The following is a 20,953-nucleotide window of genomic DNA, read 5'->3' on the forward strand; positions in this document are numbered from 1 at the left end:
GTCAGGCTTCAGCCTGACTTCTGAAAAGAGGCCGGCTGAAGCCGGCCCCACAGTAAGAGGCCCCCGCTTCGCGGAGGAGGGGATCAGACCAGAGGCGCGCAACGCAGAGAACCCTTCATGCAGTGCCATTGGGCCTCAGCGCGCGGCGGACGCCAGCCGCGCGTCGAGGTCTTCGAGCATGAGCTGCGCGGTCTGCGTAACCGACTCGTCGGTCGCGTGATAGACCGTGTAGCGCAGCGCATCGCGGATCGCGCCGTCTTCATCGCCGCGTTCCAGGGCCAGCTTCTGCAGCGACTGCAACGCGAGCGGCTGATCCACCTGCGGATCGCCGTCGTCGAGCACGCGCCGCAGCACGCCTACGGCGCGCGGGTCGGTTGAACGGGACAGCTCGGCGATCGCATCGGCACGCGTCCGCGCATCCGGCGACTGCGTATCGCCGTGGAGTACGTCGACGGCGCGGACGTCGTCGATTTCGGTTGTCGGCAATGGAGCGTGGACTTCGGCAGGTTCCGGTTGTTCGGGAAGTGCCGCGGGCGGGGAGATGAGGGTCGAAGCGGCTGGCTTGCCCACTTCGCCGGGCCGGTTGAGGCTCAGCAATACCACGCTGATGGCGACACACGCCGCCGCCACCAGGACGACAGAAGGACGCAGCATCTCAGCCGCCGTGCAGATCGCGCGTGTCGCTTCCCAGCGTTCCCCAGGGAAGGGCTCGCACGAAGCTGTCGACCGCCGCATCGCTGTCCACGCCGGTGGCGAGAATCTTCACGGTCCACGGCTTCTTTTCGGCGAAGTACAGACAGACGGGAGCCTTGTCCGCCGACCTGTACGTGATCTTCACGAACTGGATACCGGTGGCCAGTTGCAGGATCTCTTCGGCCTGTGCGGAAGATTGCCCGCCGGCCGCTGTCTGCGCAGACTGCTTTGCGCCGGCGAGCGTCGCATCCCCGGCAAACGATTCCCGCGCGAACACATCGACGACGACGAGCCCGGTCGCGGAATCGCGGCTGATGTAGTGCGCGCCTGCGTCGGCGTTGCCGTCGATGGTGTAGGGCGTACCGGTCCGCTCGAAGGCAGCGATCCGGGTGAGGAACAGCCAGCCGCTGTCCTCGTGACGATAGGTGCCATCGTCGCCGACCGCATGCAACGGATCGGCCGGGCACGTCAGTGGCATGGCCAGCACCAGAACAGCAACCAGTGTCGTCCGCATCGAGTCTTCCCATGGCACCTGTACCGCGACAGCGTACTGCGGGAATGTGACAGGAAGTTGGCTGTCCGGAGTCAGCTCAGCCGCGCGATGGCCGCTGGCATCGTCGATCAGGCGTCCAGCACGATCTCGATGTAGGGCCGGATGCTCATGATGCGGTCGCAAGTACGATCTTCGTGTCGGGATTCATGCTCTGTTTCCAAAGAACTCCACGCTGAAGTCGCCTGCCGCGCGTCCCGTGTAGCGATCGGCGGTGAAGGGCAGGCCCATGACGCCCTGCGACCAGTCGACCGACGTACCGAAATCGCGGAACCAGTCGTACAGCATCGTACGCCCGGCGATACGCCATTCGTTCCCTCGCTTTTCGAGACGGTCCAGATAGCGGCCGCCGATCACGGTGTCGCGCTCCCCGGAACCCATGTTCACGCGATGGTAGGAAGTGACGTGAGTTTCGACGCGGGCGATGCGGCCGTCCAGTTCGATGAAACTCTGTCCGAGCGTGTGCAGGGTCACTGCAATCGCCGGCGAACCCGGGACGACCCATTCCAGATACCTGTCGAACGCGCCCGTGAAGATGCCGAAGTCGATGGTCGAATCCGGCCAGCACGCACTCCTGATCAACCGGGCGTCGCGACGATCCTCGCCGCGGGCGAGACGATGGAGACAGTCGCGGATCTGCTCGCGCTCGAGCAATGCCTTGAGTTCATCGTTGCCGTTCATGTGCGGTTTCCTCGAATCGTGCCGTCCGGCAAGCGAGTCTAGGAAAGCGCGCCGGGCGTCACTTGACTCCAGCCGTCGCGAAGCGCGACTCGGGGCGACGCATGTGCTGAAGAGTCAGGCTGAAGCCTGACCTACAGGGAAAAACCCGAAAAAGCTGAGGTTGCCTTAGTGGACGGTTGTCGTGGAGCATTCGTATCGACATGCCGCGATGCGGGCGGACAATCCCCGTGAACAGATCAGGTCGAGACAGGAGCAGCCATGGCTGACGACAAAGCAGAGCTTGCGAGTTCAGCGCGCAAGTATTGGTCCGCCGAGGGCTACACGCCCGGCGGTGTGATGCGCAAGGTGGACTACGCGGCCGCATCGAAGGGCCTGCATCCGAGTTTCGCCGGCATCAGGATCGTCGATTGCGATACGCACATCACCGAAGCGCCTGACCTGTTCACTTCGCGCGCGCCCGCGCGGCTGAAAGACAAGGTGCCGGTCGTGCGGCGCGTCAACGGCGTCGATCGCTGGTTCGTGGGCGATCGCGATTTCGGCACGCTCGGCGGCAACGTCATCAATACGCAGAACGACAAGCTGCTCGGCCGTCTCGCGTTTCCGACGCTCGATGAAGGCCACAAGGCCGCATACGACACGAAGCAGCGCCTGCAGGCGATGGACGACATGGGCGTCTACGCGCAGATCTGCTACCACAACTCCGGCGTGACGCAGGCCGGCTCGCTGATGTCGCTCGGCGATCCCGAACTCGCGCTCACCGTGATCAGGATCTACAACGACGCCGCGGCGGAACGTCAGCAGGAATCGGGACAGCGCCTGTTCACGATGGCGCATCTACCGCTGTGGGATCAGGCGGCGATGGAAGCCGAAGCACGCCGCTGCATCGACATGGGTCTCAAGGGCTTCGTGCTGCCCGATACGCCGGAACGCCTGCGCATTCCCTCGTACGTGCACGACTACTGGACGCCGTTCCTGGAGATGACGTCCGAGGCGGGCCTGCCGATCAACTTCCATCTCAATGCCGCCATCGATCCGACGGCGCTGACCTGGGAAGGCTTCGCGTTCGAACAGACGCTGTCGGTGGTCGCGACCATGTTCTCGATCTGCAATGCGGCGACGCTGGGCAACTGGATTGTCAGCGGCCGTCTCGATCGTCATCCGAAACTCAAGATCGGCCTCATCGAAAGCGGCCTCGGCTGGGTGCCGTTCGCGCTCGAAGCGCTCGAACACCAGTTCAACGAGATGCTGCCGAGCAAGTCGAAGATCCTGCAGCGCCGCCCGTGGCAGTACTTCAAGGATCACTTCTGGGTGACGTACTGGTTCGAAAGCGTCGGCCCGAAGCTGCTGCTCGAAACGATCGGTTTCGACAAGGTCGTCTTCGAGACGGACTTCCCGCATCCGACGTCGCTGTATCCCGGCGTGCAGGAACACATCATCGAAACGCTCGGCGGCTACGATGAGAGCGTGCGCAAGCGCGTCCTCGAGACGAATGCGGTCAAGCTGTACAACCTGCCGTTCTGAGGGATGCCCCTGGTCTGATTTTCGCGGCGATGCCTTCGGTCTCGCCATTCCCGCGCATGGCGACGCATTGCGTGCACTCGGCGCCGGCTTCCTCACCGAGGCATTCCGCTCCTTCGGTTCGATTGCAGCGACGAACAGCGTCACGCGCATCGTGCGGCTGGAGGAATGTCCCGGCGGCAGCACCGGCCAGAAGTTCTTCCTGGCGGTGGAATACGCGCAACCTGCCCCCGACCTGCACACGGACCTGTTCGTGAAGTTCTCGCGCGACTTCACCAACCCCCTGCGTGACCGGGGCCGGTACGAGATGGAAGCCGAGGTCCGCTTTGCGCCGCTGTCGCGCCTGCCTGGATTTCCGATCCGCGTGCCGGTCGCCTATTTCGCCGACTACGAGCACGAGTCCGGCACGGGGCTGCTGATCACGCAGCAGATCGCATTCGGTGTCGACGGGATCGAGCCGCATCAGCCGAAGTGTCTCGATCATGATCTGGAGGATCCGCTCGCGCGCTATCGCGCCATCGTTGCCGCACTCGCGCAGCTCGCGGCGACACACAAGTCCGCACGGCTGTCGGCGGAGGTCGAAGCGCGCTTTCCTTTCGATGCGCAGGCTGCGGCGGCCTCGGATCCGATCCGCCATGACGGACCGCGGCTGCGCGAACTGATCCGCGGCTATGCGCAGTTCGCCGCAACGTATCCGCAACTGGTGCCGTCTTCGCTGACGCCGGCATTCTTTGCGCGCATGGAGCGCGAGGTCGGTCGCTTCCTGCAGCACGAGACGACGATCAAGCGTTTCCTGCAATCCGATCGCGACTTCATCGCGCTGTGTCACTGGAACGCCAACATCGACAACGCCTGGTTCTGGCGCGATGCGTCGGGAACGATGCAGTGCGGCCTGATGGACTGGGGCCGCGTGCGCCAGATGAATGTCGCCTATGCGCTGTGGGGCGCGCTGAGCGCTGCGCACCAGGAGTTGTGGGACGAGCACTTCGACGAACTGCTCGATCTGTTCGTCACGGAGTTGCGCGCGAACGGCGGGCCGTCGCTGGCCACTGCCGATCTGCGGCTGCACATGGACCTGTACGTCGCAACGATGGGTCTCGCCTGGCTCATGGAAGCGCCGGCGAAAGTCCTGTCGCGTCTGCCGGCTGCCGCGACGGCATCGAGTCAGCGCGATCCCGTGTTTCGTACCAGCGAAGCGGCGCGTGCCCAGCTGCACATCTCGACGATGTTCCTGCATCTGTGGCAGACGCACGATTTCGCGGCGGGCCTGGATCGGGTGCTGGCGGGGATCGGAGAGGGAGGAGGGCCGCAAAAGACCGCATAAAGGAATGAGGATCTCTTCCGAAAACGATTCTTTTTTGCGGTCTTTCGCGGCCCTCTTTCCGCGGTCTTCGGTTGACAATTCCCCATCCAGTAATGAAACATCGTGTTGCACAAGTGCGGGGGCCGACGAATGAGAATGACAGGAGAGGAGCGCATCGCCGCTCCGCGAGGCCGGGTGTGGGAAGCCCTCAATGACCCGGAGGTGCTGAGGCAATGCATCCCCGGATGTCAGTCGCTGGAGAAGGAATCCGCCGAGCGGCTGCGCGCCGTCGTCGAAGTGAAGATCGGTCCCATCGGTGCGCGCTTCAACGGCGTCGTCGCGCTCTCCGATATCGATGCGCCGCGCAGCTACACGCTGACTGGCGAGGGGCAGGGCGGCACCGTGGGTTCGGCGAAGACGAGTATCAAGGTGCGGCTCGCCGAGGAAGGCAGCGTCACGGTGCTTGCCTACGAAGTCGACGCGACGGTCGGCGGCCGGCTGGCACAACTCGGCGGACCGTTGATCGATGCGACCGCTAAACAGTTCGCGGGCAGGTTCTTCAGGAAGTTCGGCGAACTGCTCACCGGCACTGCCACCGTCGCGACGCCGTCGGCGTCCGTATCTGCGGCGCCAGCCGCTTCTCGCGGCCTGCCGATCGCCTGGATTCTCGCGCTCGCCGTGTCGGCAATGGTGGGATTCTTCGTCGGCCGCTCGCAGGGCAGTGGCGGTTCGGACTGGATGGGCATGGCGATCGGCCTTCTGATCGTCATCGTCGCCGCAGCAGGGTTCGAGTTCGGTCGTCGCAGCGCTGCGCCGCAGATCGTGCTCGATGCCGCGTTGCTCGAACGCCTGCTGCGCGCAGACAAACGATCGGGGGACGGGCGATGAAGCCAGCGCCGTTCGACTACTACGCGCCGAAGACGGTCGATGAGGCGTGCGCCTTGCTTGCCGAAGCCGGCGGCGGCGCGACGGTGCTCGCCGGCGGCCAGACGCTGCTGCCGCTGCTGGCATTGCGCATGAGCCAGCCATTCATTCTGGTCGACATCAACCGCATCGCGAGCCTGAAGGGCGTGAGTCGGGCGAACGGCGCGACGCGCATCGGCCCGATCCTGCGCCAGAACGAAGCCATTGCCGACACCACGCTGCGCCAGACATTGCCGGTGCTGGTCACGGCGACGCAGCACGTGGGTCATCACCAGACGCGCAATCGCGGCACCGTCGGCGGATCGATCGCGCTCGGCGAACCCGCGGCCGAACTGCCGGCCACAGCCGTTGCGCTCGGTGCATCGGTCGAAGCGCGATCCGTGCGCGGCGTACGACGCATCCGCGCCGAAGATCTCTACCTCGGACCCTATGCCACATCGCTCGAACCGGACGAGCTGATCACCTCGATCGAGTTTCCCGACGGGGCCGCCGATGCGATTCCCGTCTTTCGCGAAGTCGCGCAGCGCCCCGGCGATTTCGCGCTGATCGGACTGGTGGGTTCGCTCGCTTTCGACAGCGGGCGCATCAGCCGCGCAGGACTCGCCTGGTTCGGCATGGGTCCGACGCCGATGAAGGCGCGCCAGGCGGAGCAGGCACTGATCGGCCAGTCGCTGGCGGGACTCGACGTGCGAGCCATCGCCGAACTCGCGGTCGCGGACACCGAGCCCTTCGACGACCGTCATGCGTCTGCCGAGTATCGACGTACCGTCGGCCGGCGCATCTTCGCCCGCACCCTGAGCGACGCCCTCGATGTGAGAAACGCGGCATGAGCGAACACCGGATCGACGTGACGATCAATGGCCGCCGGCAACAGACGACGGTCGAAGGCCGCAAGACGCTGAGCGATTTTCTGCGCATCGATGCCGGCTATACCGGTGTGCACGTCGGTTGCGAACACGGCGTGTGCGGCGCCTGCACGGTGATCGTCGACGGACTCGCCGTGCGTTCGTGTCTGATGCTGGCCGTGCAGGCCGACGGTTCTGCGATCACGACCGTCGAAGGGCTCGCGCCGGTCGACGGTTCGCTGCATCCCGTGCAGCAGGCGATGCGCGACGAGCATGCACTGCAATGCGGCTTCTGTACGCCGGGCGTGGTGATGACGTTCGCAGCGCTGACGTCCGGTCCCGACAAACCGGACGCCGAAGGGCTGCTCGACGCCCTGTCGGGCCATGTGTGCCGGTGTACCGGTTATCAGGGCATTCGCCGCGCCGCGCGCAAGCTGGCGAGCGACGGCGGGACCGAACGATCATGAGTCAGGCGGAATCGCACGCCGGCATGATCGGCAGGCGTCTGCCGCGCAAGGAGGACGGGCGGCTCCTCACGGGCCGCGGCACGTTCGTCGATGACATCGTGCTGCCCGGCATGCTGCACGTCGCTTTCGTGCGCAGCCCGATCGCGCGCGGACGCATCCGTTCGATCGACACGTCGGTCGCGCGTGAATCGCCCGGCGTACTTGCCGTCTTCACCGTGGAGGATCTCGACCGCATTCCCGCCAAACTGCTGAGCTTCTATTTCGCGCCGCCGTGCGAACCGCCGGTACCGCTGCTGGCGCGAGGCACGGTCGCCTACGTCGGCGACCCCGTGGTCATGGTCGTGGCGCAGGATCGCTATCTCGCCGAGGACGCCGCGAGTCTGGTGAACGTCGATTACGAAGAACTGGATCCCGTCGTCACCATCGCCGATGCGATGCGCGGGCCGCCAGTCCATGCGGGCACGGATTCCAATGTCGCCGCTGCGATGGGCAACGAGCAGGACGATGAACTCGAAGAGAGGTTGTCGAAGGCGCCGTACCTGCTGACCCGCACGATACGTCACCAGCGTATCTCGCAGTCGCCGATGGAAACGCGCGGCGTCGTGGTGACCCGGCAGGGCGAGGAACTGCTCGTCTACATCACCTGCCAGAGCCCGCACCTGGTGGCGCGCTATCTGTCGCTGGCGCTCGATCAGCCGACACTGAACGTCCGCGTCATCGCCAAGGACGTCGGCGGTTCCTTCGGGCTCAAGAATCATCCCTGGCGCGAGGAGATGTCGACGATCGTCGGTGCGATGCTGCTCGGCCGTCCGCTCAAGTGGATCGAGGATCGCTGGGAAAATTTCGTCGCGGCGAATCAGGCGCGCGAACAGGAGATCACCGTTCGTCTGGCGCTCGACCGCGACGGACGGATGCTCGCGGCCCATTCCGACTACAGCCTCAACAACGGCGCCTATCCGCAGGGCGCGGACGCCAACATCGCCGTACACCTGTTCATGTGGGCGGCGTACAGGATGCCGCATCCCGGTTTTCATACGCGCGGCTGGTTCTCGAACACGGTCGGGCTCGGCGCCTATCGCGGGCCGTGGGCGATGGAATCGCTGGCGCGTGAAACGCTGCTCGACATCGCGGCACGCGAACTGGGAATCGATCCCGTCGAACTGCGGCGCCGCAATCTCATCACGAAGGCGGATCAGCCCTGCACGACGCCGCTCGGCATTCCGCTCGAAGACATCACGCCGGCGGAGTGCCTCGACGAGCTGCTCGAAACGCTCGACGTGCCTGCCTTTCGTGCCGAACAGGCAGCAGCGCGAAAGGAGGGACGCTACCTCGGGCTCGGCATTGCAGCCTACGTCGAGCCGACGGGCGCGGCCGGTTCCATCGCGCCCATGACCGGCGAACTCGCGCACATCCGCATCGAGCCGACCGGCAAGGTGACGGCGCTGATGAGTACGCATTCGCAGGGGCACGGTACCGAAAGCACGATGGCGCAGGTGATCGCGGACCAGCTCGGTGTTGCGTACGAAGACGTTGCCGTATTCGAAGGCGACAGTTCGCGCGGCGGTTTCGGGCCGGGCGCCGCGGGCAGCCGGCAGGGTGTCATCGGCGGCGGCGCCTCGCGCAGGGCGGCGGCGATCCTGCGCGAGAAGGTAAAGCGCATCGCGGCGCACCTGCTCGATGCCGATGTCGACGGCATCACGATCGAGGAGGGCACGATCCGCGTCGCCGGTGCGGCCGACAGGACGCGCAGCCTGCGTCAGATCGCGGAGATCGCTTACGGCGAGCCGTCGCGCCTGCCGCCGGGCATGGAATCGGGGCTCGAAGCGCAGTATCGCTACGATCCGCCGCCGATGACGTTCACCAGCGCAGCGCACGCCTGCATCGTCGAGATCGATCCCGACACCGGATTCGTCAGGATCCGGCGCTGGCTGTCGAGCGAGGACTGCGGAACCATCATCAATCCCGCCGTCGTCGAAGGTCAGATCGCAGGCGGACTCACGCAGGCGATCGGCACCGTGCTGCTGGAAGAAGCGGGCTACGACTCGCGCGGCAATCCGCTCGCCGTAACTTACAAGGACTACCTGCTGCCGACGATCGCCGACGTGCCCGAGTTCGAATTCCTGCACGCGTGCACGCCCTCGAAATCAGAAGGCGGTTTTCGCGGCGTGGGCGAGGGTGGCGCCATCATCGGTCCGCCGACGCTGTTCAATGCCATCGCCGATGCGCTCGCACCGTTCGGCGCGCCGCCGCTCGAACTGCCGCTGACGCCGGCGAAGATTCTCGAAGTCATCGAAGGCCGGCCCATCGCCGGCAAGTCGGCGGAGACGGTGGTGCAGGCTGCGCCAGTTGCGCCTCCGGTCGTGCAGGAAGCTGCACCGCCTCCTCAGCCGGCGCCGTCGGCTCCGGCACGCATCGACGGTGCCTGGAAGATGGTGCTCGCCACGCCGATGGGACCGCAGGACATGGTCGGCCGCTTCACCACCGAAGGCAGCGTGCTGCGCGGTTCGCTCGAAAGCCCCGAAGGCGCGATGGATTTCGAGGGTACGGTCACCGACAGTCAGCTCCACTGGGAGATGAAGGTGAAGAAACCCATGCCGATCACGCTGAAGTACGACCTGGTCGTCGACGGCGATGCGATCTCGGGCAAGGCGAAGCTGGGCATCTTCGGCACGGCGAAGGTGACGGGACAGCGCATGTGATGCGCAGGGATGACGACTGGCCGGCGGCGATCACTTCTCCTGCAACACCGCCGCATCCGGCACCGTAAACCTTCCCTGCAGCTGCAGCAGCTCGCGCCGGTGCAGGTCCGCCAGCTTCGCCAGCTTCTGTTCGCCCCGCGCCGTCAGATAGACGTGAACCAGTCGCCGGTCGTCCGGGCTGATGCGTCGCTCGACCAGGCCGGCGGCCTCGCTGCGCGTCACGAGCGCGACGACCCCGTGATGCTTGGCCTGCAGACGTTCGGCCAGTTCCGTCACCGACGCATATTCCCGGCCGGGAAATCCTTTCACGTGCAGCAACAGCTGGTATTGCAGCGGCGTCATGCCGTGGCGCCGCGTCATTTCCTCGCTGTGGCGCAGGTAACGCCGCAGCTCGTAGCGGAATGCCGCCAGCGCTTCGTACTGCCGCTTGCCGACCGCGGATCTGTCCGCCATGCGATGGTCCTTCCTGCGTTGCGAGGCCGCAAAGGTACCAGCGCAGGCGCCGCCGTGGCACCTCATGCCCGTTCTGCATGGCCTCAAAACGATTCGTTGGATTTGTATCACGTTGTGAGGTGTTATGGTTCGGGCCCTTGCCAATTGCCACCGACAACACCCTGAAGGGAGGCCTCATGAGCTTGCAGATCGGCGATACCGCTCCGGATTTCGAAGCCAACACCACCATCGGCCGCATCCGTTTCCACGAGTGGCTCGGGTCGCACTGGAGCGTGCTGTTCTCGCATCCCAGGGATTTCACGCCGGTCTGCACGACCGAACTCGGCTATACGGAGCGCCTGCGTCCGCAGTTCGAAGAGCGCGGCGTCAAGGTGATCGGCCTGTCGGTCGACTCCATCACCGATCATGAGCGCTGGGCGGACGACATCGAAGCGACGCAGGGCGCGCGCCCGCGCTTTCCGATCATCGGCGATGCCGACCGCGCAGTGGCCAACCTCTACGGCATGCTGCATCCGAAGGCCGACAACACCTTCACCGTGCGCTCGGTGTTCATCATCGATCCCGCGAAGAAAGTGCGTGCCACGATCACCTATCCGGCCAGCACCGGCCGCAACTTCGACGAGATCCTGCGCGTCATCGATTCGCTGCAGCTCACGGACAACCACAAGGTGGCGACGCCCGTGAACTGGAAGCCGGGTCAGGACGTGATCATCGTGCCGTCGCTGTCGAACGACGACGCCCGCAAGCTGTTTCCGAATGGCTGGCACGAACAGCGTCCGTATCTGCGCGTGACGCGGCAGCCCTCGTAATCGCGAGCTGCCTGGCGTCATGAGCGAGCCCGCGACCGTGGACGTGGCGAACACGACCGTTCCGTTCGACCGCGCCCTGGCCGACGAGGTGCAACGTCTCGTCGGCCGGCTCGATGCGGCGCAGCGCGCCTGGCTGAGCGGCTACCTGCTCGGCACGCTCAACGCCGCATCCGCACCGACGGCGGTCGCGGCACCCGATGCACGGCCGGTGGCGACGATCCTGTACGGTTCGCAGAGCGGCAACTGCGAATCGCTGGCGAAACGTCTGGCGGATGCGCTCACCGCGATGGGCGTGAGCAGTCTCGCGCTCGACATGCTCGACTGTCGCAAGACGCATCTGGAAGAGGCGCAGCACCTGCTGGTCATCGTCAGCACCCACGGCGAGGGCGATCCGCCGGATCGCGCCCGGCCGCTGTATGACCTGCTGCACGGACGCAAGGGCCCGAAACTCGCTCATCTGAAATACGCGGTACTGGCGCTCGGCGACTCGAGCTACGAGAAGTTCTGCGAAACCGGCCGGCGCTTCGATGCCCAGCTCGAAACGCTCGGCGCGCAGCGGCTGCGCGATCGGGTCGAATGCGACGTCGATTTTCAGCAGGCCGCGGACGAATGGATCGCGACGACGGTGTCGCGGCTGGCATCGAGACCTGTCGACAGTGCCAGCGTCACGCCGGTCGCACGCACGAGCGCTTCCGTTGCGACAGCGTATACGCGCAAGAACCCGTGGCAGGCGCCGGTGCTGGCGAACATCCGGCTGACGGCGCGCGACTCCACCAAGGACGTGCGCCACATCGAACTCTCGATCGAAGGCGCGGGCATTCATTACGAGCCGGGCGATGCCTTCGGCGTGGTGCCGCGCAATCACGCAGCCGAAGTCGATTCGCTGCTCGAACTGCTGCCGTTCGATGCCGAGACCCCGGTCACGGTGAACGGTGCCGACAGCTCGCTGCGATCGGCGCTGCTCGAGCATTTCGATATCGGCTTGTTGAACCGTTCGCTGGTCGAACGCTATGCCTCGCTGACGAAGCAGTCGAAACTGCCGGAGACCTCGTTGCAGGGGCTTCATCTCATCGATCTGATTGCCGGCTATCCGCTGCGCGATGTCGGCGTCGCGGATTTCGTGCAGATCCTGCGACCGCTGGCGCCGCGACTGTATTCCGTGGCTTCGAGTCCGAAGGCGACACCGGACGAAGTGCATCTCACCGTCCGGATCGTGAACTACGAGTCCAACGGCCGGGGGCGTCGCGGTGTCGTGTCGTCGTTGCTCGGCGAGGCGACGGATGCGGATGCGCGTATCGCGATCTATCCGCACCGCAACGCAGCCTTCCGGCTGCCCGCGAATCCGGAAGCGCCCATCGTCATGATCGGGCCGGGCACGGGCGTTGCGCCGTTCCGCGCCTTTCTCGCCGAACGCGAAACGCTCGGCGCGCGCGGAAGGAACTGGCTGTTCTTCGGCGATCGCACGCTGCGCAGCGATTTCCTGTACCAGACGGAATGGCTCGACTGGCGGCGTCGCGGCGTGCTGCATCGTCTCGACGTCGCGTTCTCGCGCGATGGCGGCGACAAGGTCTACGTCCAGCAGCGGATCCGCGAACAGGGCGCCGACCTGTACGCCTGGCTGCGCGACGGCGCTCATATATATGTGTGCGGCGATGCCCAGCAGATGGCGCCCGACGTGCACGCCGCCCTGCACGAGGTGGTCCGGACCCATGGCGCACTCGATGCGGAAGCGGCGGACGAGTTCCTGCTGACGCTGCAGCGCGAGCGTCGCTACCAGAAAGATGTCTACTGATGGATGCCAGCCGCAAGAACGATCTGTCCCGCCCGCTCGAAGAGCTGCACTCGAACGAAGCCCTCAAGCACCGCAGCCGCTTCCTGCGCGGCACGCTCGAATCGAGCCTGCGCGAACCGGCCAGCGCCAGCATCGATCACGATGATTCGCTGCTGACCAAGTTCTTCGGCATCTACCAGCAGGACGACCGCGACCTGCGCGAGGAACGCCGCCTCTCGCGGCTCGAACCGGACTACCAGTTCATGGTGCGCGTGCGTCTGCCGGGCGGGGTCTGCACGCCGCAACAATGGCTGGCGCTCGACGCACAGGCGCGCGCGACGGCCAATGGCATGCTGCGACTGACGACGCGCCAGACTTTCCAGTTCCACGGCGTGCGCAAGCACAACCTGCCGCGACACATCCAGGGCATCGCCGCTGCTGGGCTCGACACGATCGCAGCGTGCGGCGACGACAATCGCAACGTGATCAGCACCGCCAATCCGCTGCTGTCGCGCGCGCATGCCGAAGTGACGGCGACCGCCGACCGGCTCAGCCGGCATCTGATGCCACGCACGGCGGCCTATCGCGAACTGTTGTTGCAGCAGCCCGGTACGGATCCGCTTCCCGGGAACGAGGAGCCGCTCTACGGCCCGACGTACCTGCCCCGCAAGTTCAAGATCGCGATTGCCGTTCCGCCGTCGAACGATATCGACGTCCATGCCCACGACCTGGGATTCGTGGCGATCGTCGAAGAGGGCGGGATCGTCGGCTACAACGTGCTGGTCGGCGGCGGCATGGGCATGACTCACAAGGCGCCCGCCACGTTTCCCCGGCTCAGCACGCTCGCCGGATTCTGCCGCGCCGCCGACATCATCGAAGTGGCCGAGCACACGATGTGCATCCAGCGCGATTTCGGCGATCGGCGCGACCGCGCGCATGCACGCTTCAAGTACACGATCGAAGATCGCGGCGTCGACTGGTTCCGCGAAGAACTGGCGCGGCGTCGCGGCAAGAGGCTCGAACCGGCGCGTGCCTTCGCGTTCACCAGCAATGGCGATCGCCATGGCTGGCATCAGGGCGAGGACGGTCGCTGGCACTACACGCTGTTCATTCGCAACGGCCGCGTCGCCGATACGCCGCAGGTACGTCTCATGACCGCGCTGCGTGAAGTCGCGGCGCGGCATGCCGGCGTGTTCGCGCTGACGACCAACCAGAATCTCACCGTTGCCGGTGTCGCCGGGAATCAACGGGCGCAGATCGACGCGATCCTGCGCGATCACGGCGTGGATGCGCCTTCCGCGGTCAGCGTCCTGGAACGGAACTCGATGGCCTGCGTGGCGCTGCCGACCTGTGCGCTGGCGATGGCAGAGAGCGAACGTTACCTGCCGTCGCTGACGAAGAAACTCGATGCGCTCATGAACGAGACGGGGCTGGCGGGCACGGCGATCACGATCCGCATGAGCGGCTGTCCGAATGGCTGCTCGCGGCCTTTTCTTGCCGAGATCGGCTTCGTCGGCAAGGCGCCGGGCAAGTACAACGTGTATCTCGGCGGCACGCCGCGGGGCGACCGGTTGAACACGCTGTATCGCGAGAACATCGGCGAGACGCAGATTCTGGAAGCGCTGCGCCCGCTGTTCGAGCGCTATGGGGTAGGGCGGCAGGACGGCGAGTCGTTCGGCGACTTCGTCGTCCGCAGCGGTGAAGTGCCGGCCATGCTCGAGGGCCGAAACTTCCAGCGCATCCTCAGCGCTGGCGCTTCACCTGCGCGGCAGTGACGACACCCGCGTCGTTGCCGAAGCTGGCGCGCAGGTAGGTCGTGAGGTTCGCGATGTCCTCATCGGACAGGCGCTTGCCGAACGGCTTCATGCGCGTGCGATCGGAAACGAAGGGCGGCGGCGGCAGGTGCGGGCCGTACAGCACCACGTTGATGAGCGATGCGGGATCGTTCGCCTGCACGATCGCGTTGCCGGCCAGCGTCACGCCCATGACTTCGTCGCCGAGGCCGGTCGGCAGATGGCACGTGCCGCAGTGGACGGTGTAGGCGACTTCGCCCGCGGCTAGCTGTTCGTGGTCGGCGTTCTTGCCGCTCGAGGCATCGAGTGCCGGCAGTTCCTTCAGGTAGGTCGCGATGGCGCGCACGTCGGTGTCTTCGAGATGTCGCGTGGAATTCATGACGACTTCGGTCATCGGTCCGTGTACGACGGCGCGTGCGCTTTCGCCGTCCTTCAGATAGGCGACGATTTCGTCGAGGCTCCAGGCGGCGAGTCCGCGTTTCGCAGACGTGAGATTCACGGCCGACCACTGGCGATACTTGCCCTCGCTGACCCGGTCGATGAACGTGCCGCCGGTCAGCGCGAGTTCTTCGCGTTCGGCGCCGAGGAAGTTGCGAGGCGAGTGACAGGCGCCGCAATGCACCGGCCCCTGGACGAGATAGGCGCCGCGATTCCATTCCGGCGAGCGCGCAGGATCTGCGACGAAGGCACCCGGGTCATGGAACAGGCGATTCCAGGCGCGCAGGCCGGAGCGCAGATTGTACGGAAAATCCAGTTCGTTCTCGCGGGCCGGCGCATTCACCGGCTCGACCGTCTTCATGTAGAGGTACAGCGAAGCGATGTCGGCATCGGTCAGCTTCGCGAACGAAGGATAGGGAAACGCGGGATACAACTGCGTACCGTCCGGACGCACGCCGTGCTTCATCGAAGCGTAGAAATCCTCGAACGACCAGCGGCCGATGCCGGTCGCCTCGTCCATGGTGACGTTGGTCGAATACAGCACGCCGAAAGGCGTCTGGAATCGCACGCCCCCGGCGAACGGCTGGCCATCGTTCGTCGTGTGGCAGGTGCGGCAGTTGCTGGCGGTCGCCAGGTACGCGCCGCGTTCGGGCGATGCATCGAGCGTTGCGATATCGGGCGGCGACGCGGCAGGTCCGGGCCGCAACAGCCCGGCGCCGATGACGCCGGTGCAGAGAACGATCACTGCTGCAGCCGCGGCGAGTCGACGCGCGGGAGGCGACATCAGGCTTTCCGGCGACGGGTGCCGGTGGCCGTCCGCGCCGTTCGCGTGCGGCGGGCGGGCTTCACTGTCGCCGTCGCCGGCGGCGAACAGAGTTCCTTCACGACTTCATCGCTGAATCCGATCTGCGCCAGCCGCAACCATTCGGCGGTGCGCATCACCAGGTAGCTGCGCGAATCGGGATCGTCGGTCGTGAGCCAGGCCGTGATCGTTCCGGTCAGGTGTGCGCGAAAGGCAAGTACGGCGGACTCGCGGGTCACGGACGTCTCGGGCATGACCTTCGAGATCGCCGCATCCAGCGCTGCGCCGCGATTGCGTTCCAGCTGGAGGAGTTCGCGATCCTGCACGCTGGAGCCGTAGAGGTTGGCGAAGAAACGCACGCTGCTTTCGCGGCTGCCCATGTGACCGCCAATGAAGGCGGCGACACGCAGCAGGTTGTCGCCGCCCGGTGTCTGCGGCAGCGTCGCCAGGATCGCAGCGAACTGCCGCACCATGTCGTTCAGCGACGCCACTTTCAGCGCGTGCGTGCTCTTGAACCGCAGGATGATCGCGGCACGCGACAGGCCGACTTCATTCGCGACTTCCGCGATCGAAAACGCATCCGGACCGCGGCGGCTGATCACCGTTCTTGCGGCATCGAGGATCTGATCGTCCGAGGCAGTGAAGGGTCGGCCCATAGGCGTATCGTTACTCACACCTTAGAAAGTAATGTTTGACATGCTAACACGGGTGTTAGTAATGTCCATCGGCACGACAGGACGGCAGATGTTTCGTGCAATGCGGCATGACACTGCCGTCGATGACAGGGGGTGCGATGCAGCGCTTTGCTTCGATGCAGCGGGCAAAGGGTCCGGCAGGATTGCTTGTCGTGCCCGCAGCGCTGTTCCTGTCTTTTGCGACCCGCGCCGATGCGCCGTTCATCGAGAACGGCCGCGCAGGATTCGTCGTGTCCGACATCAAGTACGCGCTCGCCGACGATGCGGAGAAAACCGGCGCGTGTCCGCAGGGCATGTCGCGCAACGTCGAGGAAATCTTCGCGCTGACCGCCGAAGGCAGGCGGCGCAAGGGTGAATCGGACGAGGCGTATGCCAGGCGCCTGAACGACGGCGGCAAGAAACTCTCGACCGCGCCCGATGGCCAGAACGTCTGCATGAATCCGGAGGCCGCCGCGCCCGATCCGAATTTCCGCACCCTCAGGTCGACGAGCATTCCCATCGATGGCATCGACATCGACGGCGTCGATTCGCGTGCCGATGCATCCACGCCGCAGTCCTGTCCGCACCAGGATGCGGTCGGCAAGCAGGGTCAGCGCGGCGTCGACAATCAATTCGCGCGCGTCGTCGGCTGCAGCCGCTCGTATCAGTCCACCGGACAGTCGAACGGCTACGCCATCGAGATGCTCACGGGCGCGTGGGGCATCCTCATCTCGCTCGACGGGGTCGACGACATCCGCAACGACGACAGCGTGGAAGTCGGCATCCATGCGAATGCCGATCCGATCCAGCTGAGTCCCGCGCGTGTGCCGCTGCCCTATGCCACGTACGCAATGGATCAGGATCCGCGCTTCCGGGCGAAGACGCGCGGCCGCATCGAGGACGGCGTGCTGACGACGGAGCCGGTCGACGTGCGCTTCCACACCATCACCAACAGCCTGCACATGGAGCGCGCGATGAATCACGCGCGCCTGCAGGTCACGATCGCGCAGGACGGCTCGCTGAGCGGCTATCTCGCCGGCTACACGCCGGTGGAAACGATGTACGACTACCAGTTCGGTTATCGCAATGGCAAGAACGCCAAGGGCGAACCGGGACCGTTGCCGCTGCGGCTCGGTACGGGCAATGGCGCGGCGCGCGTGCTCGGCTACACCTGTCCCGGTGCGTACTACGCGCTGTACGACTACGCGGATGGCGATCCGGACGCGAACGGGCGCTGCACGTCCATCTCGACCCAGTACCGCATCGCTGCGATCCCCGCATTCGTCGTCGATGTGGCGACGGGCAGCGTGAACGACAGGCTGGTCGACAAGGCGCCTGCAAAGCAATGAGTCCGATCGACGCGCGAATCGCAGGGCATGCCCCCTCCCTGGTCCTCCCTCGCAAGCGGGGAAGGGGAACAGGAGCACTGCTGCTTGCGCTCGGTCTGCTGAGCGGCTGCGGCGATTCGCTGCGCGAACCGGACGCCGTCGGCGGCCCGGCAGTGATGCGCCGGCTGACCGAAGCGGAGTACCGCACGACCATTGCCGCGATCTTCGGCCCCGACATCACCATTCCGGCGCGCTTCGAGCGTGGCCTGCGCGCCGAGGGGCTGGTCGCCGTCGGTACCAGCGAAGCGGGCATGTCGCCCTTCAGCGTCGAGCAGTACGACGCGGCGGCGCTCGGCATCGCCGCCGCGGTCATCGACGAGAAGAACCGCGACCGACTCGTCCCCTGCAGGCCTGCGGCGAATGCAGCGTTCGATGCGGCCTGTGCACGTCGCGTCGTCGACGAGTACGGGCCGCTGCTGTTCCGCCGCCCGCTGACGGAAGAGGAGAGCGCGGGCTTCGTGAAGAGGGCGCAATCGGGCCAGGAACGTCTCGGCGATTTCTACGCCGGCGTGGAACTCGCGCTCGCCGGCATGATGGTCTCCCCGGAATTCCTGCTGCGCATCGAACGCACGAAGCCGGTCACGGATGCTGATGAGCCTCGCGAACTCGATGCGTGGTCGAAGGCCACGCGCCTGAGCTACTTCCTGACCAATTCGGCGCCCGACAGGGAGCTGCTGCGTGCCGCCGGCGCGGACGAACTCGATACGAAGAAGGGACTGCAGCGACAGGTCGATCGCCTGATCGCCTCGCCGCTGTTCGAGCCGGCCGTGCGCGCGTTCTTCGACGACATGCTGCAGTTCGACAAGTTCGGCGATCTTGCGAAAGACTCCGTCGTCTATCCGGCCTTCAATTCCACCGTGGCGGCGGATGCGAAGGAGCAGACGCTGCGGACCATCACCGATCTGCTGATCGAACAGGAGGGCGACTATCGCGATCTGTTCACGACGCGCGCGGCTCACCTCACTCGTGCGCTCGGCATCGTGTATCGCGTGCCGGTGCCGACACGCAATGGCTGGGAGAAGAGCGTCTTCCCGGAAAGCAGTCATCGCGCCGGCATCCAGTCGCACGTCGCATTCCTCGCGCTGTATTCGCATCCGGGCCAGTCGTCGCCGACCCTGCGCGGCAAGGCGATGCGCGAGCTGTTCCTGTGCCAGGAAGTGCCGGATCCGCCGCCCAACGTCAATTTCTCCGTGATCCAGGAAGTGAATGCGGGCATGCCGACGGCGCGCGACCGCCTCGAAGTGCATCGCACGAATCCCTCCTGCGCCGGCTGTCACAAGATCATGGATCCGCTGGGTCTTACGCTCGAGAACTACGACGGGCTCGGCACCTATCGCACCACCGAGAATGAAGCGCGCATCGATCCGAGCGGTTCGCTCGACGGCATCGATTTCACGACGCCCGAAGGCCTGGGTCAGGCGCTGCACGATCATCCGGAAACGCCGCGCTGTCTCGTGGAGAAGATCTATCGCTACGCCGTGGGGCGCGATACCGAGATGGAAGAGCGCCCGTACATGGATTATCTCAACAAGGCTTTCGCGACGCATGACTTCCGCGTTCCCGATCTCATGCGCACCATCGCGCTGAGCGAGAACTTCTTTGCCATTTCGCCGCCGGCCGCAGAAGCCAGACACGAACTCGCACAGGTCGCGCTGCAGTCAGGAGATCGTTCATGAGCAAGTTCACCCGCCGCAGCGTATTGCGAGGACTCGTGCGCGGCGCCGTCGTCGGCGTCGCCTTGCCATACCTCGACTGTTTCCTGAACGACAGCGGCCAGGCGATGGCGGCCACGGGCCAGCGCATCCCGACGCGCTTCGGCACCTGGATCTGGGGCTGCGGCTTCATTCCGGAGAAATGGATTCCGACGGCGACCGGTGCCGGCTATGCCATGCCCGAAGATCTCAAGCCGCTCGAACCGTATCGCGACCGGCTCGCGATTCTCAGCGGTTTCGACGTGAAGCTCGACGGCGTCGCCAACAAGCCGCACATCACGGGTTGCCTGGGTCTGCGCACCGGCGTGCCGGTGCCGAATGAAATCGTCAAGGCGCCGACGCTCGATGTGCTGATCAGCGATCAGATCGGCAAGGGCACGCGCTTCCAGTCGATCGAAGTCAGCACTGCAGGCATCGACCGTTCGTATTCGTATCGCGCCGCGGGTTCGCCGAATCCCAGCGAGATGTCGCCGCTCGCGCTGTACCGGCGCATCTTCGTCGACGGATTCCAGGATCCCAACGCGGCCGAGTTCAAGCCCGATCCGCGTACCATGGCGCGCCAGAGCGTGCTGTCGGCAGTGCAGGAAGATCGTGCCCGGCTGATGCGTGAAGTCGGTGCGGAGGATCGCCGCCGTCTCGATGAGTACTTCTCGTCGCTGCGCCAGCTCGAACAGCAGCTGGCATTGCAACTCGAACCGCCGGCGCCGGTACAGAACTTCACCATGCCGAAGGAGCCGAGCGGCTTCGTGCTGGATTCGGAAATGGATCATGTGATGGTGACGCACAGGCTCATGGCGGGGCTGCTGGCGAAGGCGCTGCAGTGCAATCAGACCCGCGTGTTCAATGTGCTGCTGTCCGATACCGCGTCCAATCTGCGCCGCGCCGGTTCGACCACGACGCATCACACGCTCACGCACGAGGAGCCGGTCGATCCGCAACTGGGTTACCAGAAGGAGCACGCGTGGTTCGCGACGCGCAGCATGATCGCGTGGCGTGAGTTCCTCGACGAACTTGCGGGTATTCCCGAAGGCGACGGCACGCTGCTCGATCACTGCCTGGTGCTGGCGCATTCGGATTGCTCGATCGCCAAGGCGCATGCCGTCGAAGGCATTCCCGTGATGATCGCTGGCAACGCGGGCGGTCGTGTTCGCACCGGTTTCCATCTCGACGGCAAGGCCGATCCCATCACGCGCATCGGGTTGACGGTGCAACAGGCGATGGGCCTGCAGGTGGATCGCTGGGGCGCGCTGTCGATGGATACGAACCGCACGGTGACCGATCTGCTGGCGTAACGCCCTGTAGGTCAGGCTTTAGCCTGACATTCTTCAGGCCGGCTAAAGCCGGCCCCACAGTCGGAGGCGACCCCCTGATGCGGCGCAACCCGCAAGAACGCTGGCGGGAGATGTGAAACACTGTATATCATATCGCCCCGT

Annotated in this window: 18 protein-coding genes; 12 read left to right on the top strand and 6 right to left on the bottom strand. The window is 65.4% G+C overall.

Annotation, left to right across the window (positions count from 1 at the left end; all coding sequences use genetic code 11):
• Positions 1 to 135 precede the first annotated feature (135 nt).
• The 3 genes from V7D81_RS19365 to V7D81_RS19375 all read right to left on the bottom strand — a co-directional run bounded on the left by V7D81_RS19365 (position 136) and on the right by V7D81_RS19375 (position 1,924).
• Positions 136 to 654, bottom strand: a complete 519-nt coding sequence (locus tag V7D81_RS19365; RefSeq protein WP_324319348.1) for a HEAT repeat domain-containing protein — start codon at positions 652 to 654, stop codon at positions 136 to 138.
• A 1-nt stretch (position 655) separates the two neighbouring features.
• Positions 656 to 1,207, bottom strand: coding sequence for a hypothetical protein (locus V7D81_RS19370; RefSeq protein WP_324319350.1), 552 nt, complete (start codon positions 1,205 to 1,207; stop codon positions 656 to 658).
• A gap of 183 nt (positions 1,208 to 1,390) precedes the next feature.
• Positions 1,391 to 1,924: a nuclear transport factor 2 family protein gene (locus tag V7D81_RS19375; protein ID WP_324319351.1), complete on the bottom strand. Its 534-nt coding sequence runs from the start codon at positions 1,922 to 1,924 to the stop codon at positions 1,391 to 1,393.
• A 258-nt stretch (positions 1,925 to 2,182) separates the two neighbouring features.
• Between V7D81_RS19375 and V7D81_RS19380 the strand changes: the two genes are divergently transcribed.
• The 6 genes from V7D81_RS19380 to V7D81_RS19405 all read left to right on the top strand — a co-directional run bounded on the left by V7D81_RS19380 (position 2,183) and on the right by V7D81_RS19405 (position 9,680).
• Positions 2,183 to 3,445, top strand: a complete 1,263-nt coding sequence (locus V7D81_RS19380) for an amidohydrolase family protein (protein ID WP_324319353.1) — start codon at positions 2,183 to 2,185, stop codon at positions 3,443 to 3,445.
• 67 nt (positions 3,446 to 3,512) lie between these two features.
• Positions 3,513 to 4,766: a hypothetical protein gene (locus V7D81_RS19385; protein ID WP_324319355.1), complete on the top strand. Its 1,254-nt coding sequence runs from the start codon at positions 3,513 to 3,515 to the stop codon at positions 4,764 to 4,766.
• 129 nt (positions 4,767 to 4,895) lie between these two features.
• Positions 4,896 to 5,633 (top strand): CoxG family protein, encoded by a 738-nt coding sequence (locus V7D81_RS19390; protein ID WP_324319357.1) that lies wholly within the window; start codon positions 4,896 to 4,898, stop codon positions 5,631 to 5,633.
• On the top strand, positions 5,630 to 6,499 hold the full coding sequence (locus V7D81_RS19395) for an FAD binding domain-containing protein (protein WP_324319358.1): 870 nt from the start codon (positions 5,630 to 5,632) through the stop codon (positions 6,497 to 6,499). The genes V7D81_RS19390 and V7D81_RS19395 overlap by 4 nt, the downstream gene beginning before the upstream one ends.
• Positions 6,496 to 6,981: a (2Fe-2S)-binding protein gene (locus V7D81_RS19400; protein ID WP_324319360.1), complete on the top strand. Its 486-nt coding sequence runs from the start codon at positions 6,496 to 6,498 to the stop codon at positions 6,979 to 6,981. The genes V7D81_RS19395 and V7D81_RS19400 overlap by 4 nt, the downstream gene beginning before the upstream one ends.
• On the top strand, positions 6,978 to 9,680 hold the full coding sequence (locus V7D81_RS19405) for a xanthine dehydrogenase family protein molybdopterin-binding subunit (RefSeq protein ID WP_324319362.1): 2,703 nt from the start codon (positions 6,978 to 6,980) through the stop codon (positions 9,678 to 9,680). The genes V7D81_RS19400 and V7D81_RS19405 overlap by 4 nt, the downstream gene beginning before the upstream one ends.
• 30 nt (positions 9,681 to 9,710) lie before the next feature.
• Here V7D81_RS19405 and V7D81_RS19410 read toward each other — a convergent pair whose 3' ends face one another.
• Positions 9,711 to 10,133 (bottom strand): MarR family winged helix-turn-helix transcriptional regulator, encoded by a 423-nt coding sequence (locus tag V7D81_RS19410; protein WP_324319364.1) that lies wholly within the window; start codon positions 10,131 to 10,133, stop codon positions 9,711 to 9,713.
• Positions 10,134 to 10,309: 176 nt separating this feature from the next.
• Here V7D81_RS19410 and V7D81_RS19415 point away from each other — a divergent pair, with 176 nt between their 5' ends.
• From V7D81_RS19415 to V7D81_RS19425, 3 genes are read left to right on the top strand one after another with little or no spacing between them, the layout of a single operon-like run.
• A complete protein-coding gene (locus V7D81_RS19415; RefSeq protein WP_324319365.1) occupies positions 10,310 to 10,942 on the top strand; it encodes a peroxiredoxin in 633 nt (210 codons plus the stop codon).
• A 19-nt stretch (positions 10,943 to 10,961) separates the two neighbouring features.
• On the top strand, positions 10,962 to 12,734 hold the full coding sequence (locus tag V7D81_RS19420) for an assimilatory sulfite reductase (NADPH) flavoprotein subunit (protein WP_324319367.1): 1,773 nt from the start codon (positions 10,962 to 10,964) through the stop codon (positions 12,732 to 12,734).
• Positions 12,734 to 14,488 (top strand): NADPH-dependent assimilatory sulfite reductase hemoprotein subunit, encoded by a 1,755-nt coding sequence (locus V7D81_RS19425; protein ID WP_324319369.1) that lies wholly within the window; start codon positions 12,734 to 12,736, stop codon positions 14,486 to 14,488. Before V7D81_RS19420 ends, V7D81_RS19425 begins: the two co-directional genes overlap by 1 nt.
• On the opposite strand, the gene V7D81_RS19430 is transcribed toward V7D81_RS19425, so the two are convergent.
• Together V7D81_RS19430 and V7D81_RS19435 are read right to left on the bottom strand one after the other, a co-directional pair.
• Positions 14,457 to 15,728: a cytochrome c gene (locus V7D81_RS19430; RefSeq protein WP_324319371.1), complete on the bottom strand. Its 1,272-nt coding sequence runs from the start codon at positions 15,726 to 15,728 to the stop codon at positions 14,457 to 14,459. The genes V7D81_RS19425 and V7D81_RS19430 overlap by 32 nt on opposite strands.
• Positions 15,728 to 16,402 carry a TetR/AcrR family transcriptional regulator gene (locus V7D81_RS19435; RefSeq protein WP_324319373.1) on the bottom strand — a complete coding sequence of 225 codons (675 nt, stop codon included), beginning with the start codon at positions 16,400 to 16,402 and terminating at the stop codon, positions 15,728 to 15,730. Before V7D81_RS19435 ends, V7D81_RS19430 begins: the two co-directional genes overlap by 1 nt.
• Before the next feature lie 191 nt (positions 16,403 to 16,593).
• Between V7D81_RS19435 and V7D81_RS19440 the strand changes: the two genes are divergently transcribed.
• From V7D81_RS19440 to V7D81_RS19450, 3 genes are read left to right on the top strand one after another with little or no spacing between them, the layout of a single operon-like run.
• Entirely contained in the window at positions 16,594 to 17,769 is a 1,176-nt protein-coding gene (locus V7D81_RS19440; RefSeq protein WP_324319375.1) for a hypothetical protein, read from the top strand.
• Complete coding sequence (locus tag V7D81_RS19445; protein WP_324319377.1) at positions 17,766 to 19,484, top strand: DUF1592 domain-containing protein; 1,719 nt, start codon at positions 17,766 to 17,768, stop codon at positions 19,482 to 19,484. Before V7D81_RS19440 ends, V7D81_RS19445 begins: the two co-directional genes overlap by 4 nt.
• Positions 19,481 to 20,812, top strand: a complete 1,332-nt coding sequence (locus V7D81_RS19450) for a DUF1552 domain-containing protein (protein ID WP_324319379.1) — start codon at positions 19,481 to 19,483, stop codon at positions 20,810 to 20,812. The genes V7D81_RS19445 and V7D81_RS19450 overlap by 4 nt, the downstream gene beginning before the upstream one ends.
• Positions 20,813 to 20,953 lie beyond the last annotated feature (141 nt).

It is taken from the genome of Povalibacter sp., from assembly GCF_036735925.1.
In the GTDB taxonomy this organism is placed as follows: Bacteria; Pseudomonadota; Gammaproteobacteria; order Steroidobacterales; family Steroidobacteraceae; genus Steroidobacter.

Excerpts from the sequence above, each read along its gene's own strand:
- V7D81_RS19435 (WP_324319373.1), bottom strand. The coding sequence starts at position 16,402 with ATGGGCCGACCCTTCACTGCCTCGGACGATCAGATCCTCGATGCCGCA.
- V7D81_RS19425 (WP_324319369.1), top strand. The coding sequence starts at position 12,734 with ATGGATGCCAGCCGCAAGAACGATCTGTCCCGCCCGCTCGAAGAGCTG.
- V7D81_RS19445 (WP_324319377.1), top strand. The coding sequence starts at position 17,766 with ATGAGTCCGATCGACGCGCGAATCGCAGGGCATGCCCCCTCCCTGGTC.
- V7D81_RS19375 (WP_324319351.1), bottom strand. The coding sequence starts at position 1,924 with ATGAACGGCAACGATGAACTCAAGGCATTGCTCGAGCGCGAGCAGATC.
- V7D81_RS19420 (WP_324319367.1), top strand. The coding sequence starts at position 10,962 with ATGAGCGAGCCCGCGACCGTGGACGTGGCGAACACGACCGTTCCGTTC.
- V7D81_RS19400 (WP_324319360.1), top strand. The coding sequence starts at position 6,496 with ATGAGCGAACACCGGATCGACGTGACGATCAATGGCCGCCGGCAACAG.
- V7D81_RS19430 (WP_324319371.1), bottom strand. The coding sequence starts at position 15,728 with ATGTCGCCTCCCGCGCGTCGACTCGCCGCGGCTGCAGCAGTGATCGTT.
- V7D81_RS19410 (WP_324319364.1), bottom strand. The coding sequence starts at position 10,133 with ATGGCGGACAGATCCGCGGTCGGCAAGCGGCAGTACGAAGCGCTGGCG.
- V7D81_RS19415 (WP_324319365.1), top strand. The coding sequence starts at position 10,310 with ATGAGCTTGCAGATCGGCGATACCGCTCCGGATTTCGAAGCCAACACC.
- V7D81_RS19405 (WP_324319362.1), top strand. The coding sequence starts at position 6,978 with ATGAGTCAGGCGGAATCGCACGCCGGCATGATCGGCAGGCGTCTGCCG.
- V7D81_RS19365 (WP_324319348.1), bottom strand. The coding sequence starts at position 654 with ATGCTGCGTCCTTCTGTCGTCCTGGTGGCGGCGGCGTGTGTCGCCATC.
- V7D81_RS19370 (WP_324319350.1), bottom strand. The coding sequence starts at position 1,207 with ATGCGGACGACACTGGTTGCTGTTCTGGTGCTGGCCATGCCACTGACG.
- V7D81_RS19380 (WP_324319353.1), top strand. The coding sequence starts at position 2,183 with ATGGCTGACGACAAAGCAGAGCTTGCGAGTTCAGCGCGCAAGTATTGG.
- V7D81_RS19450 (WP_324319379.1), top strand. The coding sequence starts at position 19,481 with ATGAGCAAGTTCACCCGCCGCAGCGTATTGCGAGGACTCGTGCGCGGC.
- V7D81_RS19390 (WP_324319357.1), top strand. The coding sequence starts at position 4,896 with ATGAGAATGACAGGAGAGGAGCGCATCGCCGCTCCGCGAGGCCGGGTG.
- V7D81_RS19395 (WP_324319358.1), top strand. The coding sequence starts at position 5,630 with ATGAAGCCAGCGCCGTTCGACTACTACGCGCCGAAGACGGTCGATGAG.